Raw genomic sequence first — 16,866 nt, 5'->3', positions numbered from 1 at the left:
GGCTTAATGAAGGGAAAACGGCAGGCCGGCCGCACCTGACAAATGTCAGGAGTCGGTGCTGGCGCGCTGCGAGGCGGTGGTCGCACCGCTCAGGCTCGGCACCACGACCAGGCGGTTGAACTCGCCATTGTCGTAAGCCTTGAGGAAGCGATCATAGTCCTTGATCGAGACGCAGCCATTGGAATCGCCGCGCGGGCCGAGCATGTAGGTGTGGGTGAGCAGGCCGACGCGGCCGAGCGCGCTGGTGCCGTCGGTCGGCGTCATGCGCAGCGCCCGCACGCCGTGGAACAGTTTTTCGCGCGGCTTGAGGTCGTAAGTCGCAGGCGGGGTTGCACCGACCATGCGCTGGTCGACATGGTCAGGATCGTCCATCAGCGCGCCCATGCCCGAATGGGCCTCGATCGCGACGCCGCTCGGCAAATAGAGCGCCTTGGCCTTGATGTCGTAGACCGCCGTCTTCGAATCGTAGCCGAGCGCGGCGAGATCCGGCGCCCTGCCCAACAGGCCGTCCCCGGGGTTCAGCGAGGCCAGCCTGATCTTGTCGGTGAACTTCTCGAAGAAGTTGCGGTTGTCGACCCGGGGTTTGGCTTCGGCATAGGCCTGACTCGAGGCGATCTGCGCGCTGAAGTCCGCCTGGACCGGCCGCGAGCGCGGCATCGGCACGGCATCGGCGCGCTGCGGGGGCTTTGCGGTCTCTTCGGTTGCGGGCTCGATCAAGGTCGAACGCCAGTCGTCGCCCTGGAGCTTCTGGGCCAGCATCGCCTTGGCATCGCGCAGCTTGAGCTGGACCGCATTCAGGGCGGAGCGCTCCATGGTCTGCAGGCCAAGTTCGCGCGTCGGCGGATTGTTGCCGGACAGCGAGGCGAAACGATCATTGAACGAAGGAGAATTGGCCGGCGGCAGTGCGGCGGTCACCAGCGCGCTGGAGTTGGCCGAATCCGAAACGCCGATATCCGCGACCCACGCGGCGGCACCCAGCGCCAGCGCGATCGCAGCCATGGACAGCAGTACCGTCTCGGCTCGCCCAATACGGCGGCGCGACAACGGCCTGTCGGCGCGTACGCGGTCGGAAACCATCAGATCCCCAAATCGACACCCCCGGGGGACCCAACCCCCACCCGGAGACTCTCTATACCAGCTACCACATTGGGAGCCAAAAGTTAGGCATAATCGCGGCCGGCAAGCCCTCCCGGAGGTATCTTATGACCGATCCTTTCGATCTAGAGCGCTTCCTGAAGGCCCAAGAGCCGGTTTTTCGCGCCGTTTTGGCGGAGCTGGGCCAGGGCCGGAAGCAAAGCCACTGGATGTGGTTCGTTTTTCCGCAAATCGCCGGCCTCGGCTTCAGCGCCATGTCGCAGCGTTACGCGATCGGGTCGCGGGCGGAGGCCGAGGCCTATCTCGCCCATCCCGTCCTCGGTTCACGCCTGATCGAATGCACCCGCCTCGTCCTCGCCGTGCAGGGACGAACCATCAACGCGATTCTCGGCGCGCCTGACGATGCCAAATTCCGCTCGTCGATGACGTTGTTCGGCGCCGTATCCGACGAGCCCGTGTTCGACGAAGCGCTCGCCAGATATTTCGCGGGCAAGCGCGATGATGCGACGCTGGAGATCCTGGCAGCTGTCGATCGAAAGGCCTAACCGGCGCACCTGCCGGCGTGAGTGGCAACGTAAACCGGCGGTTAACAGGCTCCTCCTATTTTGCGCGGAGAAAATCATTCTCTCCCCGCGCCCATTGCCGGACCAATCATGAAAATCGGTACGCTGCTGACCACCGCCATCGTCTCGCTCTCGACCGTCGGCGGCGGCCTTGCCGTCTATGTCGCCGTGACGAAGTACCAGACGATGGAGCGGATCACCGAGGCACAGGGCCGGCTCGCGATCGTCCGCGCCGTCAGCGACATCCCGCGCTATCTCAATCCCGAGCGCGGCTTTTCCACCAACATCCTCTACGGGCCCGCGACCATCGATCCCGCGCTGCTCGCCGAGCAGGACAAGCTGCGCAAGCAGACCGACGGCGCCCGCGACAGGATGAATGCGCTGCGCAGGGAGCTGCCTGCGTTCTTCGACGACGGCACCACCATCGGCAGCAACATCGACGGTATCAATGCGAAGTTCATGTCGCTCCGCGAGGCCATCGACAAGGCGCTGAGCGGTCCGGCCGATGCGCGCAAGGACGCGGCCAAGCAGATCGTCGCCGACAACGCCGTGCTCAACTCTGGCGTGACCGTGCTGCTCAACGAGCAGGTCCGCCGCATGGCGATCCTCAACGGCGACGCCTACCGGCAGGCGAGCTACGCGAACATCGCCATGACATTGCGCGACGTCGGCGGCTTCAACTCCAGCCTGCACAAGAACCTCGTCGGCGGCAAGAAGCCCGCGACCGACGCCGAGAAGGCCGACATCGCCCGCTCGCAGGGCCGCAACGACCAGATCGTGATGTCGCTGCAGGAACTGCGCGGCAACCCGGCCACCCCGGCCAACGTCGCCGCTGCGCTGGAGAAGTTCAATGCGGTCTATGTCGAGGAGTTCGGCCGCGAGCTCAAGCTCGTGAAGGACGGTGCAGTCACCGGCAAGTACGAACGCGACATGGAGACCTACTTCGCCTCGACGCAGCGCGGTCTCGCCACCATCATCGATGTCCGCGACGCCTTCTACGACAACGCCGAGCAGGTTCTGGCCGGCGCGTCTACCGCCGCCCGCACCAGCTTCACCATCGCCCTCGTCGGCCTGCTCGCCGTGCTGATCGCCAGCGCAGGTCTCATCGTGACTGTCCGCCGCCGCGTCTGCGCCCCGATCGTCAGCCTGACGAGCCGGATGTCACGACTTGCAGACGGCGAGGTTGCCGAAGGCATTCCCGGCGCCGAACGCTCCGACGAGATCGGCGCGATGGCCGCCGCCGTCCAGGTCTTCAAGGACAACATGATCCGCGCCGACCGGCTCGCCGCCGAGAAGCAGGCCGAGAACGACGGCAAGATGCGCCGTGCCCAGGCGCTCGACGAATTGACCCGCGCCTTCGAGGCCAAGGTCAGCGAGCTGGTCGGCGGCCTATCGCAGGCCTCCTCCATCATGGAGAGCACCGCGCAGTCGATGACCTCGACGGCGGCCCAGACCAACAGCCAGGCCGCGGTCGTCGCCGCCGCCTCCGAGCAGACCTCGACCAACGTGCAGACGGTCGCCAGCGCGACCGAGGAGCTGACCTCCTCGATCGCCGAGATCGGCCGCCAGGTCGCGCAATCGACCGAGATTGCAGCCCGCGCCGTCGACAACGCCCGCCGCACCGGCGACACCGCACGTGCGCTTGCCGAGGGCGCGCAGAAGATCGGCGACGTCGTCACCCTGATCCAGAGCATCGCCGAGCAGACCAATCTGCTGGCGCTCAACGCCACCATCGAGGCCGCGCGCGCCGGCGATGCTGGCCGCGGCTTTGCTGTGGTCGCATCCGAAGTGAAATCGCTGGCCGGCCAGACCGCCAAGGCCACCACCGAGATCTCCGAGCAGATCACCGCGATCCAGACCGCCAGCGACGAGACCGTAACCGCGATCCGCAACGTCGCCGACGTCATCGCCGAGATCGACCAGATCGGCACCGCGATTGCGGCCGCGATCGAGGAACAGGGCTCGGCGACCAAGGAGATCGCCCGCAGTGTCCAGGAGGCCGCGCGCGGCACCCAGGAGGTCAACGCCAACATATCGGGCGTGCAGCGCGCCGCCGGTGATACAGGCAGCGCTGCGAGGGACGTTCTCGGCGCCGCCGAGCAGCTCTCGACGCAGTCCCGCGACCTCGCCGGTCAGTTCGACCGCTTCCTCGGTGAAGTCAGGTCTGCCTGAAGCAGCCCATCCGTCAGGCGCTCTTTTGCCACCATCCGTCGCCGTCCCAACTCGATGAAGGGCACCTCGATAAAGCGCCACATCAGCCATGCCGCCGGCGTTGTGATCAATAAGGCGACCACGGCCAGGGCCGCTGCACGGATGGTCGGCGGCAGGTCGAACGGCAACAGGCGAACAGCGATCGCAAGTCCGATCGTGTGAAGAAGATAGAAGCTGTACGATATTCGCCCGTAAAACCGGACGACATCGAAGTCGAACGGCCGCAGCGTTGCGAGCTTGTCGGGGCCGAAGGCCGAAAAGCAGACGAGCGCAGACGCGCAGAGCGTCTCGAACGCGATCGTTACTGCGGTCTGCTTCCGGACCGCGACAACAAGCATCACGACAAAAGCGGTGGCGACGACGACATTTGCCCGAGACGGTTGCACTCCTCCGACAAGCAAGTTCCCGCCCGATCGCATGAGCAAGCCGACGACGAAGGCATAGAGTGGCGCAAGATTGGTGAAGCCACCCAATAAGTGAACATAAGGTCCCCAGAACGAGATCGCGACGAGAAAGCCGACCACGATCCAAACCGGCGTCGCGCCATGACGCCTCAGCAGCGCATGCGAGATCAGGATCACGGGAATTGCGACGCATTCCACGGTCAGGGACCACATCACCCCGTTGATGTCGCTCCTGATGAGAAGCGCATTAAGGACAATGTTGAGCGGGTCGAACGAGGGCAGGAAGCCCACGTAGAAGCCGCTGCTTCGATACGCCAGCGTCAGCAGCAGCACGGTCACAATTGCCGCCGGCAGCAGCCTGAACAGCCGGTGACGGACGAATGTGAGGGGATCAGGATCGCGATCCAGAGATCGCGAGAGAAGGAAACCAGTGAGCACGAAGAAGACAACGACCGGCGCCATTCCGGTTGCAATCGTCTCCCAGGACTGCATGCAGGCGTGGAACGCGAGCACTGATACGGCCGCAAACCCGCGCATAGCTTCAAGTCGCGGCAGAAATGCAGTATCGCGATACGCGGCCATTGTGCGGAACGATTAGCCCAGCGGATCGCTGACGGCAACCGCGCCCGGCGCCGGGACGTCCTAATAAGGCGGCGCCTTGCGCGCGCGCTGCGCCTTGGCCGCCTCGATCCACCACAGCAAATCATCGGCAAAGCGCGGGAAGGAGCGTTCCAGCGCCTTGCCGCCCTCACCGATCGGCTCGCTTTCGGCAGACAGCGTCTGCGCGATCGGGCCGACGCCGATGGTGCTCGAGATCACCACCATGCCCATCTCCGACAGCGTGCCGTGCCACGCGGTCGAGGCGCGCGCGCCCGACAGGCGCCCCGCGGAGTAGCTCACGATCGCGGCCGGTCGCCAGAACCACTCCTCCAGGAAATGATCGGTGAGGTTCTTCAAGCCGGGCTGGACGCCCCAATTATATTCGCCGGTCACAAAGACAAAGCCGTCCGCCCCGCGGATCTGGCCGGCCAGCTTTTCCAGCGCCTCCGGCGCCGTGCCTTTGAGGTACTCCTTGTACATGCGATCGAGCATCGGCAGGCCGATGGCCTTGGCGTCGATCAACTCGACGTCCTCGCCGCGACCGCGCAAGCGATCTATGACGAAATTCGCAAGGCGGATGCCCATGCGGTCGGACCGGTAGGAGCCATACAGGACGAGGATGCGGTTGCTCATCGCGGCATGCTAGCACGAATCCGGGGGCCGTCCCCAGCCGCTTTATCGTGCTATCGCCCGCGTCCGCGCTCCAGCGTTTCCGACGGCGTCTCGCCGAACTGGTCGCGATAGCTGCGGGAGAAATCGGACAGATGCCAGAAGCCGAAGGCCAACGCGACGGCCTTAACGCTCTCGGCGCCGGCGAGGAGCTGCCGGCGGACCAGCCACAGGCGGTGGACCCGCAAGTAGCGATGCAGGCTCATGCCGCGATAGCGGCGGACGACGTCATGCATCGTGCGGACGGAGAAACCGAGCTTGCGTGCGATCTCCTCGCTATAGATCGGCTGCGACAGATCATCGGACAGAAGCGCGCGGATGTCCTGGAAGATCTTGAAGTTGCGCTCATCGTTCGGACGCAGGATCCATCGTGCCGGGACCAGGTTTTCGAACACCTGGTCGACGGCGCCGAGCAGAGATTCCTTCATCGCCGCCGCCTGCAACGGCATCGCCGCGGCTTCAACCGGCTCCGTCGCAACAGCCAGAACCTCCCGGACCACATCACGCAGCCGGTTCAAGCTGGCTGCGGTCGTCTCGTAGATCCTGAAGGTCGATGTCGTGCCCGGCCACCCGCGGCCCGTCACCTGCGGCCTGAACATCACCGAAGCAATCTGCCGCTGCACTTCCTCGATCGTGGTGTAGGCAGCGCCGTTGCTGCCAATGACGATGGCCGGACGGACGCGGTGCGAACCGTTGAAGCGAATGGGCACGTCGAGGTCGTCCATCGTGAAGCCGACCGCCGTGCAATCTTCGACCAGTTGTGCGTCGACAACGCGCGGGAACGCGCGCGTCACGTTCACGTCGCAGCCCGGCAATGACAGGATCGTCTGCTCGGACGAAATGTGCCTGACGAAAGGCGTAAACTCGAAATTCAAGCCCCGTATGGCGCTTCGAAATTGATCGACATCAGAGAAGCGAAATGTCTTGAGAGCCAACGCGGGCGCATCATCAATACTGTTCATGGTAATTTGAAACGTCGCATCCAAACCGACGCCCGTCCGGCGGCGGTGCCGGCTCGATCCTCCCCTTTGAGCTATCCGGTTAGCCCGAAAGACTCATTCTGACCTATTCGGCCAGTTGGCGAGCGTCACAAGCCGGCCCGTCAAAGCTCGCCAAATTTCGATATCGTTTCCTAGTGCAGGAATACCCGCACAACCGAAGCATAAATCTAAATTAACATCTTTGGATTGCAATGGACCCTGTTTGATATTTTTAAGCCTTTTTTGAGTTCAGGCTCCTGCCATGACGGCAAATTCGCCTGCCGATATTCTGGTTGAGTTGGAAGAAGCGGTCGCCGCCTGCCCGCAGGAGCGCTGCGCCCGTATCCTTGCAGGGATTGTTCGCCTGCTCGCATCCGGTCGCGACAGGCCTCAGGAATTGCTGGTCAACGTGGTCGACGGCGTCTTGCTCCGGCTGACCGGGCGCGTCGCGCCTGCCTCGCTGATGGAGCTGAGCGAGGCACTTGCGAGGCTGCAAGTTGCACCGCAAGAAACGCTGCGACATCTGGCATCGCATGATGATCCAGCCATCGCATGCCCGCTCCTGCGAAAGTCGCAGGCCCTCTCGACCGCCGACCTCGCGGCGATCGCGACATCATGCAGCGAAGCCCATCAACTCGCGATCTCGACCCGTGATGGGATCGAAGAGGCTGTAGCCGAAGCGCTCGTCGCGCATTGCACGCGCGCAGTTCGCCTCGCCCTGATCAAGAATGCTGGAGCCAGATTTTCCGAAGCGGTCTACGCCCTGCTCGTCGAGACCAGTGCAGCGGACGACGAGATCACGAAGCTTCTGGCGCTCCGACCAGGCACGCCTGACCACGTCTTGCGCAAGCTGCTCTCGGCTTCGCCCGGACCGAAAGCTGCGGCCAAGCCCAATGCCTCCGCCGGGCCACCGGCACAGATCCCCGCGCCTGTGGCGCTGAAGCTACCCACGGCAGACGACTATGCGAAAGCAAGACCCGAGATCGTCGCCCTCAACCGCGTCGGAAGGCTCAACGATTCGACGGTGAACCGTTTTGCGATCCGCGGCGAGACCGCCAATCTGCTCACGGCCTTATCAGTGCTGTCAGGCGCCCCCATCGAGATCGTCGAGCATGTCATGAGAGACGAGGATTGCGAGGGCCTCGTAATGGCTTGTCGGGCCTCGCGCCTGAACTGGGCGACCACGCTGGCAATCCTGAGTAACCGCGGCGGCACGCGACTCTCATTCGCCCAGCGGGAGCGCGCGCAACATATTTTCGAGACACTTCTTCTGTCGACCAGCCAATGGACGGTGCGCTGGGGCGAAATCGCAGCAAGCGCAAGCACACGCGATCCCGGACATCGCGGCGCCGGAATGGGGAGATAGCCGATGAGATTAGATGGCCGCAAGAACGCTCGCGTGAAAATGGACCACCGACAACCCGTCAACTTGATGGGCTCGGACGGTACCTGGCGGCGCAGTTGCGTGCTGCTCGACGTGTCGCAAACCGGCGCCAAGCTCGAGGTCGAGGGCACGCTCGATGTATTGCAAGCCAAGGAATTCTTCCTGGTGCTGTCTTCCACGGGGCTGGCCTATCGGCGCTGCGAGCTGGTGTGGATCGACGGCACCACCGCCGGCGTTCACTTCGTCACTGCGGGCGCCAAGAGGAAAGCGGCGAACGCGACGGCCGCCATAGCGCAAAGCAAGTAGGCAGCAAAGGCTCAAGACATCATCAGGCTCGCTCAACCCCAGTATAGTTCAGATCTTCCGTGCAGAACGCGCGAACCATGACCGGCTACGTCAAAGGCGACCGCCATCGAGCAGCAGCATCGGCACGTCCTTTCGTGCATGTGCTGGCCGATTGCTCCGACAAACTGTCCCGCATCTGCGCGGTGCTCGAACAGCGGTTCGCCGTTGCTGGCGAGCGGCTCGACGCGGAAGCCAAGCTGTCGCAGGTGCCTTACGCCATCGTGATCCGCGCGGAGCTGCGTGACGTCGACAACATCGCGGCGATCAAGAAGCGAAGCGCCAGGCTTGCAAAGGCCACCAAGCGCATCTTCCTCGTCGAGCAACCCTCGCACGTCTGCGTTTCGCAGGCCTACGCGCTCGGCGCGACCCTCGTCCTTCCCGGCCCGCTCAACAAGATCAGGCTGCTGGCCGCGCTGGCTGAGCCAGCCGAGCCGGCAGCGGATTCAGCCAGTTGCTCGACGCAGCCGGACAACGCGGTCGAGACCGCGGCGACCGCTATCGCGTCGATGTTCACGGCCGTCACCATGGGCGAGCCGCTCGACGTCGACGGCACCAAGGACGCCGGGCGCAGGATTGCCGATCGCATCACCGAGCATGGCTTGTCCGAATGGCTCACGACCGTGCGGCGCCACCATGAGGGAACCTACCAGCATTGCCTGCTGGTCACGGGCGTGGCCATCGACTTCGGGCTGAGCCTCGGCGTCGGACGAGCCGACCTGGAGCGGCTGTATTCGGCCGCCATGTTCCATGACATCGGCAAGGCCCGGATCCCGCTCGCCATTTTGGACAAGCCGGGCCGGCTCGACGACGCCGAGCGCGCCATGATCGAGACGCATCCGGTAGCCGGTTACGACTTTCTCAAGGACCATGAGAACATATCGCCGGAGATTCTCGACGCGGTCCGCCACCATCACGAATATCTCGACGGCAGCGGCTATCCCGACGCACTGGCGGGGCACAGCATCAACGATATCGTCCGCATTCTCACGATCTCGGACATCTTCGCCGCATTGATCGAGCACCGGCATTACAAGCCGACGATGCCGCGCACCGAAGCCTACAACATTGTCTGCGCAATGACGGGAAAGCTGGAGAAGGCGCTGGTGGCCTGCTTCAAGGAGGTCGCACTCACGAGATAACCCGCGCGCGATCGTCGACCCGGAATGACGTCGCGGGTTATCGCGTTCTAGTGCGTCGCCCGGAATTTGATGCGGCGCGGGATCGAGCGACAGGCCAGTCCCTCGGCGAGCAGCTTCATATCCTCGCGTTTGCCGCTGCGGATCAGCCTGCTGAACTCTTCAGGGGTAAAAGGAAGACTGGGATCATCATCGATCGGGTGCCGCATCCGCGGACCGAAGAACCATCGAACCAGGCTAGCCAGCCGCCGCATGTCAATTCCCTCGCGCCAGCAACAAACCCTTGAGCCCGTATATTGTTCCTCCTGCACGATGCAGATTGCAAGAGGTCGCGATGACTCCACACGAAAAAAATCGCGCGGGGAATAATCTCCTCCGGCCTCTGCTTTCAGTCGGCGAAACCAACATGGCGCACGAACTCGTGGTTACCCTCGCGATCCGAACGAACGGCGTTCGCGGCAAAGTTGTCGTCGGGATAACCCATCGCAACGCAGGTCGTGATGACCTCGTCTTCAGGAATCGCAGCGACCTCGCGCACGATGTCGGAACGCATGATGTCCTCCGCAACAGCACCGGTTGCCGATGCGGCGCGCGAAATCTATGCTAAGGCGCAAGCAAGACCAAGAACCCTGGAGGAGCTGTGATGGCCGCGCCGCTCGACCCCGTCATCGCCCAGATCATTCCGCTCATGCCGATGCGCGATCCAGCGATCATGACGCCACAGAGTGCCCGTGATTCCTTGCGTGCACTGGCTGCCGCGCGCGCCACCGTGCCGCCACCGCCCGTCGCCGAAGTCCAGGACATCAAGGTGAAAGGCGGCGCAGGCCCGCTCGATGCACGTGTTTACCGGGTCGGCACCAAGCCTGCGCCGACCGTGGTGTACTTCCATGGCGGTGGCTGGGTCGCGGGCGACCTGGAGACTCACGACCGCCAGGCGCGCAATCTCGCCATCGAGACCGGTTCGGACGTCGTTTCCGTAGATTATCGGCGTCCGCCGGAGACCCGATTTCCGGGCGCGTTCGAAGACGCCTTCAGCGCCGTGAGCGATGTCTTCAACCGCGTCGCGGAATTTGGTGGCGATGCCAGGCGGCTCGGCGTTGCCGGTGACAGTGCCGGCGGCAATCTCGCCGCCACCACCGCGATCGCCTGCCGCGATGCCGGCATCAAGCTCGCCGCGCAATTGCTGGTCTATCCCGTGGTTGACGCCGTGGGCAGCTACGCGGACGCGCGCGAGAACGCGCGCTTTCCGTCTCGTACCGACAATGCCGACGGCTACTTCCTCACCCGCGCCACGATGGAATGGTTTTGCGGCCACTATCTCGCTGATCCCGCTGACGCCGCGGACTGGCGGGTTTCGCCGCTGCGCGCGGCATCGCTTGCCGGGCTCGCGCCGGCCGTCGTGACCACCGCCTGGTTCGATCCGCTGCGCGACGAAGGCGCGGCCTATGCGCGGGCACTGGAAGCCGCCGGCGTGCGCGTCAAGCACCACGAGGGCCCGGGCTTGATCCATGGCTATTTCGGCATGGGCGATGCCTCGGAGGCAGCGCGTGCCGAAGCAAAGCGCGCACGCGCGGACTTCGGCGCGTTGCTGGCGCGCGGCGCCTGATCGCGTTGCAACCGGGCCGGATCGAAGTGTCGCGTCATGTCATCGGTATTCTTGTCGGCGTGGCGACCAATTTGCTGTCGGTCGCAGCCGCTTCTGCGGCGCCGAAGACCGTCTACTTCAACAGCGCCGATGGCCGGACCGCGCTCACGGGCTATGTGTTCGAGCCGAGCACACCGGGCCCCTGGCCTGCCATCGTCATGCTGCACGGGCGCGGCGGACCTTATTCCAGCAACGTCAATGCCGATTGCACCTTCGTCGGCGCCGGCACCAGTTCCCCTTGCAACGCGAACACCTTGTCGAAGCGCCACGCCATGTGGGGCGAATACTGGGCGGCGCGTGGCTATCTCGCGCTGCTGCCGGACAGCTTTGGCCCGCGCGGCAAGGCCCATGGCTTTGCCCGCTTCACGCATGGCGATCCTGACCGCGCCGACGTCAACGAGACCAATGTTCGCCCGCTCGACGCCGAAGGTGCACTCGCTTACTTGCATAGCCGCAACGACGTCTTCGCCGGTCAGATCTATCTGCAAGGCTGGTCCAATGGCGGCAGCACCGCACTCAACGTGATGATCCGGCAAGACAACCAGCAACCCACCCAGGCGGGCTATCGCGGTGCCCTCGCATTCTATCCCGGCTGTGGGCCGTCCACGCTGCTGGCATCAAAAATCTCGACCGCGACGCCGATAGCGATGTTCCTCGGCGCCGAAGACGAGGAGGTCTCGCCGGTGCGCTGCCTGCGTTTCGCCGACCGCTCACGGCAGGCGGGCAGTCCCATCGACGTCACCGTTTATGCCGGCGCCACCCATGGTTTCGACGAGCCGTCCTCGCGGCGGCAGTCCACTCCCGGGAATCGGGCAGCGATGGACGACGCTCTCGTCAAGGCCATTGCCATCGTCAACGGCTGGAAAAAATGAAGCGATGACCAATGCCGCGCCGCGATCCTGCTTGATTGCGCCATGATTCCGGGCTCCAATCCGAGACGCCATTTTTGGTTTAGGGAGACGCCCAATGATGAAACGGATTTTCCTGGCTGCGATCGTTGCCACCTTTGCGGCGGGCTCGGCCCTTGCGGACGACACCTGCGAAAGCAAGGCGGTCGGCAAGGACGGCAAGGCTCTCGCCGGTGCGGCCAAGACCTCGTTCATGAAGAAGTGCAAGGAAGATGCTTGCGCGCCCAAGGCCGTCGGCTCCGATGGCAAGCCGCTCGCCGGCGCGGCCAAGAACAGCTTTATGAAGAAGTGCGAGATGGGCGCGTAAGGCGTTGTGCGTTGGCGGCTTTCAGCCAGCCATCAACAAGCGAACTCCGCCATGGCCGGGCAGAAGCGCGTCTTCGCGCTAGATGTCCCGGCCATTGGCGTTTCAAGGCCCTCGCCTCGCCGAGCGCCGTCCTACGCGCGCCGAGCGCGTAGGGCCAGATCATCGCCACCCTAGACAGAACGCCTCCGCTGGCGGATCATGCAGCGCTGAGCGAACTGGGGCGCATCAACGAAGATTCTAGCCAAGGGTGGTCGAGATGTTGCGGTTTCGAGTGCGTGATTACATGATGGTGACGATGGGCACGCTGTTTGCGCTGCTCATCAGTCTCGACGTTGCGAACGCGAGAGGTCCTGGCCTGCCCAACGTCATGGTTCTGGCGACCGGCGGCACGATTGCCGGCACCGGAGCCAGCAGCACCACGGTGGTCGGTTACACCGCGGCGACGGTCGGCATCGACACCCTCCTCAACGCCGTTCCCGAGCTGAAGACGGTGGCCAACGTCAAGGGCGAGCAGGTTTTCCAGATCGCCAGCGAGAACATGAACAACGACTACTGGCTCAAGCTTGCCAAGCGCGTCAACGCGCTGCTCGCGCAGGACGACGTCGACGGCATCGTCATCACGCACGGCACCGATACGATCGAGGAGACCAGCTATTTCCTCGACCTCGTGGTCAAGAGCAAGAAGCCCGTCGTGATCGTCGGCGCGATGCGGCCGTCGACTGCGATCAGCGCGGATGGGCCGATCAACCTCTTCAATGCCGTGATCCTGGCGGGCAGCGAGGAGGCCGTCGGCAAGGGCGTGCTCGTCGCTCTCAACGACCAGATCAACGCGGCACGCGAGGTCACCAAGAACAACACCTCGACCGCGGACACCTTCCGCACGCCCGAGCTCGGCTTTCTCGGCTACATGCAGGGCAACAAGCCGTATTTCTATCGTCAATCGACCCGCCGGCACACCGCGGACTCCGAATTCGACGTCTCCAACCTCGAGACGCTGCCGCAGGTCGATATCGTCTACGGCTATGCCAACATGAACCGTGTCGCGGTCGACGCCTTTGTCGCCGCCGGCGCCAAGGGCATCGTGCATGCCGGCGTCGGTGACGGCAGCCTGGCCCGCCCCGCGGTCGAGCCGGCGCTCGACGAGGCGCGCAAGAAGGGTGTCGTGATCGTCCGCAGCAGCCGCGTCGGCAACGGCATCGTCGCGCGCAACGGCGAAGCCAAGGATGACGAGCACGACTTCGTCGTCTCCGATACGCTCAATCCGCAGAAGGCGCGCATCCTGCTGATGCTGGCGCTGACCAAGACATCGGACACCAAGGAAATCCAGCGGATGTTCTACACTTATTAGAGCGTCTGCTGGTCCCGCTTGAAGCGGTCATCAAAGGCCGCATGGCGTCGATCGCAAGATGCTGCGCGAGATCTTGCGGTAAGCGAGCGCGCGATATCCTGCGCGATCGAATTTCGTAGGGTGGGCAAAGGCGCACTTGCGCCGTGCCCACCTCCTCTCCATGAGCCCGACAGAACGTGGCACGTCGCGCGAACACGCGCGCCTTTGCCCACCCTGCGAGAGCTGCGTCATTGCAGGACCCGCGAACAGCCCTAGCTCCGCAATCCCGGCGCCTCCTGCCCGGTGCGCGCGACATATTCCGTGTAACCGCCGCCATATTGGTGGATGCCATCAGGCGTCAGCTCGAGCACACGGTTCGACAAGGTCGCGAGGAAATGCCGGTCATGCGAGACGAACAGCATGGTGCCTTCGAAATCCGACAGCGCATTGATCAGCATTTCCTTGGTGGCGAGGTCGAGATGGTTGGTCGGCTCGTCCAGCACCAGGAAGTTCGGCGGGTCGAACAGCATCTTGGCCATCACCAGGCGCGCCTTCTCGCCGCCCGAGAGCACGCGGCAGCGCTTCTCGACGTCGTCGCCGGAGAAGCCGAAGCAGCCGGCGAGCGCGCGCAAGCTCCCCTGCCCCGCGGTCGGAAACTGGTCCTCCAGCGACTGGAACACGGTGCGCTCGCCGTCGAGCAGGTCCATCGCGTGCTGGGCGAAATAGCCCATCTTGACGCTGCCCCCGAGCGCCACGGTGCCCTCGTCCGGCTCGCTCGCGCCCGCGACCAGCTTGAGCAGCGTCGACTTGCCGGCGCCGTTGACGCCCATCACGCACCAGCGCTCCCTGCGGCGGATCATGAAATCGAGGCCATCATAGATGCGCTTGCTGCCGTAGCCCTTGTGCACGCCCTTGAGCGCCACGACGTCCTCGCCCGAGCGCGGCGCCGGCGGGAAGTCGAAGGCGATGCTCTGGCGGCGGCGCGGCGGCTCGACCCGCTCGATCTTGTCGAGCTTCTTCACCCGGCTCTGCACCTGGGCTGCGTGGGAGGCGCGCGCCTTGAAACGCTCGATGAACTTGATCTCTTTCGCAAGCATCGCCTGCTGGCGCTCGAACTGCGCCTGCTGCTGCTTCTCGTTCAGCGCGCGCTGCTGCTCGTAGAATTCGTAGTTGCCGGTGTAGGTCGTCAGCGAGCCGGAATCGATCTCGACCACCTTGGAGATCACGCGATTGATGAACTCGCGGTCATGCGAGGTCATCAGCAGCGTGCCTTCGTAATCGTGCAGGAACTTTTCCAGCCAGATCAGGCTTTCGAGATCAAGATGGTTGCTCGGCTCGTCGAGCAGCATCACGTCGGGCCGCATCAAGAGAATGCGCGCCAGCGCCACGCGCATCTTCCAGCCGCCGGAGAGTTTTCCGACATCGCCGTCCATCATCTCCTGGCTGAAGCCGAGACCGGACAGCGCCTCGCGCGCACGGCCGTCCAGCGCATAGCCATCGAGCTCCTCGAAGGCGTGCTGCACCTCGCCATATCTGGCGATGATCTCGTCCATCTGGTCGGCCTTGTCGGGGTCGGCCATATCAGCCTCGAGCTGGCGCAGCTCGGCCGCGACCTCGCTGACGGGACCGGCGCCATTCATCACCTCGGCCACGGCGCTGCGGCCACTCATCTCGCCGACGTCCTGGTTGAAATAACCGATGGTGATGCCGCGGTCGGTCGAGACCTGCCCTTCGTCCGGCAGCTCCTCGCCGGCGATCATCCGGAACAGCGTGGTCTTGCCGGCGCCGTTGGGGCCGACGAGCCCGATCTTCTCGCCCTTGTTGAGGGCGGCGGAGGCTTCGATGAACAGGATCTGGTGGCCGGCTTGCTTGCTGACGTTGTCGAGGCGGATCATGAGGTCTTTTCGGGGGAATTTTGCGTTGCAGCGTAATAGGCCATGCCCCTGCCCAAGGGAAGTCCGGCGGGGTACGGATTTCGCCCTTGAATGACGCCAAAACGCGCCGACAGGCCGCCCCCTGCTTGATGCCGGCGGCGATCGCGGGGAAGCCGGTTGAGGTCAGGAACATCTCCGCTATTGCCGAGTTTTCCCGATGCCCTTCCCCAAGGGCGACCCCGAATGGCCCCAGCTCAATGCCCCCCGATACCACGCGAGCTGGGGCCTATTTTTTCGTCCCCTCGAGCTTGGCTGCATCCTGCGATGGATCCGGCAGGTTGCCGTTTGCCGAATGGAGGATGCACACGGCCGAACAGAACAAAGCCCGAAAAGGATCGTAGCCCGACAGGCCGACTCTTTCGAGCTTGGCCCGCCGAACAAGCAAAAGGCAATGGAGGAGAGAATATGCTGCGTTCAGTCTTGTTGGTCGCACTGGCAGCCGTGATGATAACCCCGACCGCGGTCCTGGCGGACAGCAAATCCGATTGTCAGAAAGGTCTTGAGATGATCAAGGCAGAGCTCAGGAAGAAACATCCGGCTCCAGTGATGGCAACCTTGCGCAAGGCGGTTAGCGGTGCCGAGAACGAGGTGAGAGAGGAAGATTGGCCCGAATGCATGGACTACATCAAGACCGCGCGTGCTGCGCTAAAACAATGAGCGCTACCGCAAACGAGTAGTGGTCTTTTTACTGTCGTCCCAAACGAGAGACCCTCGCGGGCCCGCCAACCTACGGACTTTCGAAACGCGCGACGATCCCTGCGGCACCCTTCGCATGTCCCTTCAACTCGCGAAGGAGCTCTTCCCGCGTCAGTCCTGGAGCAAGAGCGGAACGGTCGAGATCCGTTGCAATCAGGGTGATGACGTAATGGTGCTGCCCGGTGCCGCGGGCGGGACACGGCCCTAAATAGACGGTGGTCCCCAGAGTATTCCTGCCCCCTACAAACTTGTCAGAAGCAGAGCCGAGCTCACCTTCCGCGAAACCGGTCAACGAGGGCTCGATGCCGTACCCGACCAGGTGCGACACGCCGAGACCGTTCATGCCCTGCTGATCGTCCATCAGGGCCACAAGGCTCCTTGTTCCAGCGGGGACACCAGACCAGCTCAGCGGTGGTGAAACGTTGTCGCCGATGCAGCTTGGAACATTGGGGTTCTTCCCCGCATTTTTCGTCTGAAGTTTGCCGTTGTCCTCGAACGCCGGCGACCTGAGCTCAAACAGCCCCTCGGCGCGGACCGAATGAACCGACGCCAGGCAGAGAATGGCAGTCGCGAGCTTCGCCAAGATCGTCAAGGTGCCTCTCCCTTCATCTGCGCTTGGCCGGGCCGCATTTCGCGCAATGCGCGAGCAAGCTCTTATGGCC

General features: G+C 63.8%; 18 protein-coding genes. 10 read left to right on the top strand and 8 right to left on the bottom strand.

The window, feature by feature from the left end:
* Positions 1-45: 45 nt before the first annotated feature.
* A complete protein-coding gene (locus XH98_RS11285) occupies positions 46-1,008 on the bottom strand; it encodes a DUF2778 domain-containing protein (RefSeq protein ID WP_442868574.1) in 963 nt (320 codons plus the stop codon).
* 194 nt (positions 1,009-1,202) lie between these two features.
* On the opposite strand from XH98_RS11285, the gene XH98_RS11280 reads away from it, so the two are divergent.
* Together XH98_RS11280 and XH98_RS11275 are read left to right on the top strand one after the other, a co-directional pair.
* Positions 1,203-1,640: a DUF1810 domain-containing protein gene (locus XH98_RS11280; protein ID WP_271618630.1), complete on the top strand. Its 438-nt coding sequence runs from the start codon at positions 1,203-1,205 to the stop codon at positions 1,638-1,640.
* Positions 1,641-1,748: 108 nt separating this feature from the next.
* Complete coding sequence (locus XH98_RS11275; RefSeq protein WP_271618629.1) at positions 1,749-3,830, top strand: methyl-accepting chemotaxis protein; 2,082 nt, start codon at positions 1,749-1,751, stop codon at positions 3,828-3,830.
* Here the strand turns inward: XH98_RS11275 and XH98_RS11270 are convergent.
* The 3 genes from XH98_RS11270 to XH98_RS11260 form a co-directional block, all read right to left on the bottom strand.
* Positions 3,791-4,810 (bottom strand): acyltransferase family protein, encoded by a 1,020-nt coding sequence (locus XH98_RS11270; protein WP_271618628.1) that lies wholly within the window; start codon positions 4,808-4,810, stop codon positions 3,791-3,793. The two genes, XH98_RS11275 and XH98_RS11270, sit on opposite strands and share 40 nt — an antisense overlap.
* A 105-nt stretch (positions 4,811-4,915) precedes the next feature.
* Entirely contained in the window at positions 4,916-5,506 is a 591-nt protein-coding gene (locus XH98_RS11265) for an NADPH-dependent FMN reductase (protein WP_271618627.1), read from the bottom strand.
* A gap of 50 nt (positions 5,507-5,556) precedes the next feature.
* On the bottom strand, positions 5,557-6,504 hold the full coding sequence (locus XH98_RS11260) for a helix-turn-helix domain-containing protein (RefSeq protein ID WP_271618626.1): 948 nt from the start codon (positions 6,502-6,504) through the stop codon (positions 5,557-5,559).
* A 280-nt stretch (positions 6,505-6,784) separates the two neighbouring features.
* Here XH98_RS11260 and XH98_RS11255 point away from each other — a divergent pair, with 280 nt between their 5' ends.
* The 3 genes from XH98_RS11255 (at position 6,785) to XH98_RS11245 (ending at position 9,390) form a co-directional block, all read left to right on the top strand.
* Positions 6,785-7,888 (top strand): DUF2336 domain-containing protein, encoded by a 1,104-nt coding sequence (locus tag XH98_RS11255; RefSeq protein WP_271618625.1) that lies wholly within the window; start codon positions 6,785-6,787, stop codon positions 7,886-7,888.
* A 3-nt stretch (positions 7,889-7,891) separates the two neighbouring features.
* On the top strand, positions 7,892-8,212 hold the full coding sequence (locus tag XH98_RS11250; RefSeq protein WP_271602940.1) for a PilZ domain-containing protein: 321 nt from the start codon (positions 7,892-7,894) through the stop codon (positions 8,210-8,212).
* Between the two features lie 77 nt (positions 8,213-8,289).
* Complete coding sequence (locus XH98_RS11245; protein WP_271618624.1) at positions 8,290-9,390, top strand: HD-GYP domain-containing protein; 1,101 nt, start codon at positions 8,290-8,292, stop codon at positions 9,388-9,390.
* Between the two features lie 47 nt (positions 9,391-9,437).
* On the opposite strand, the gene XH98_RS11240 is transcribed toward XH98_RS11245, so the two are convergent.
* Both XH98_RS11240 and XH98_RS11235 read right to left on the bottom strand, forming a co-directional pair.
* Positions 9,438-9,641: a hypothetical protein gene (locus XH98_RS11240; RefSeq protein ID WP_057757707.1), complete on the bottom strand. Its 204-nt coding sequence runs from the start codon at positions 9,639-9,641 to the stop codon at positions 9,438-9,440.
* Positions 9,642-9,775: 134 nt separating this feature from the next.
* Entirely contained in the window at positions 9,776-9,940 is a 165-nt protein-coding gene (locus XH98_RS11235; RefSeq protein ID WP_271618623.1) for a hypothetical protein, read from the bottom strand.
* A gap of 90 nt (positions 9,941-10,030) precedes the next feature.
* Between XH98_RS11235 and XH98_RS11230 the strand changes: the two genes are divergently transcribed.
* The 4 genes from XH98_RS11230 (at position 10,031) to XH98_RS11215 (ending at position 13,595) form a co-directional block, all read left to right on the top strand.
* Positions 10,031-10,993, top strand: a complete 963-nt coding sequence (locus XH98_RS11230; protein ID WP_271602943.1) for an alpha/beta hydrolase — start codon at positions 10,031-10,033, stop codon at positions 10,991-10,993.
* A gap of 26 nt (positions 10,994-11,019) precedes the next feature.
* The gene (locus XH98_RS11225; RefSeq protein WP_271618622.1) at positions 11,020-11,904 is read left to right on the top strand and encodes a dienelactone hydrolase family protein; all 885 of its coding nucleotides are present in this window, start codon (positions 11,020-11,022) and stop codon (positions 11,902-11,904) included.
* 94 nt (positions 11,905-11,998) lie between these two features.
* The gene (locus XH98_RS11220; RefSeq protein ID WP_148753029.1) at positions 11,999-12,247 is read left to right on the top strand and encodes a hypothetical protein; all 249 of its coding nucleotides are present in this window, start codon (positions 11,999-12,001) and stop codon (positions 12,245-12,247) included.
* A gap of 256 nt (positions 12,248-12,503) precedes the next feature.
* Positions 12,504-13,595, top strand: a complete 1,092-nt coding sequence (locus tag XH98_RS11215) for a type II asparaginase (RefSeq protein ID WP_271602946.1) — start codon at positions 12,504-12,506, stop codon at positions 13,593-13,595.
* A gap of 251 nt (positions 13,596-13,846) precedes the next feature.
* Here the strand turns inward: XH98_RS11215 and XH98_RS11210 are convergent, their stop codons facing one another.
* Positions 13,847-15,469 (bottom strand): ABC-F family ATP-binding cassette domain-containing protein, encoded by a 1,623-nt coding sequence (locus XH98_RS11210; RefSeq protein WP_220003546.1) that lies wholly within the window; start codon positions 15,467-15,469, stop codon positions 13,847-13,849.
* A gap of 444 nt (positions 15,470-15,913) precedes the next feature.
* On the opposite strand from XH98_RS11210, the gene XH98_RS11205 reads away from it, so the two are divergent.
* On the top strand, positions 15,914-16,165 hold the full coding sequence (locus tag XH98_RS11205; RefSeq protein ID WP_271602947.1) for a hypothetical protein: 252 nt from the start codon (positions 15,914-15,916) through the stop codon (positions 16,163-16,165).
* A gap of 70 nt (positions 16,166-16,235) precedes the next feature.
* Here the strand turns inward: XH98_RS11205 and XH98_RS11200 are convergent, their stop codons facing one another.
* Positions 16,236-16,796: a YbhB/YbcL family Raf kinase inhibitor-like protein gene (locus XH98_RS11200; protein ID WP_271602948.1), complete on the bottom strand. Its 561-nt coding sequence runs from the start codon at positions 16,794-16,796 to the stop codon at positions 16,236-16,238.
* Between the last annotated feature and the right edge of the window lie 70 nt (positions 16,797-16,866).

Origin of the sequence: Bradyrhizobium sp. CCBAU 51745 (assembly GCF_028128715.1) — a bacterium.
In the GTDB taxonomy this organism is placed as follows: Bacteria; Pseudomonadota; Alphaproteobacteria; order Rhizobiales; family Xanthobacteraceae; genus Bradyrhizobium; species Bradyrhizobium manausense.
The sequence above is the reverse complement of the archived record's forward strand: the minus strand, read 5'-3'. Positions and strand labels throughout refer to the sequence as shown.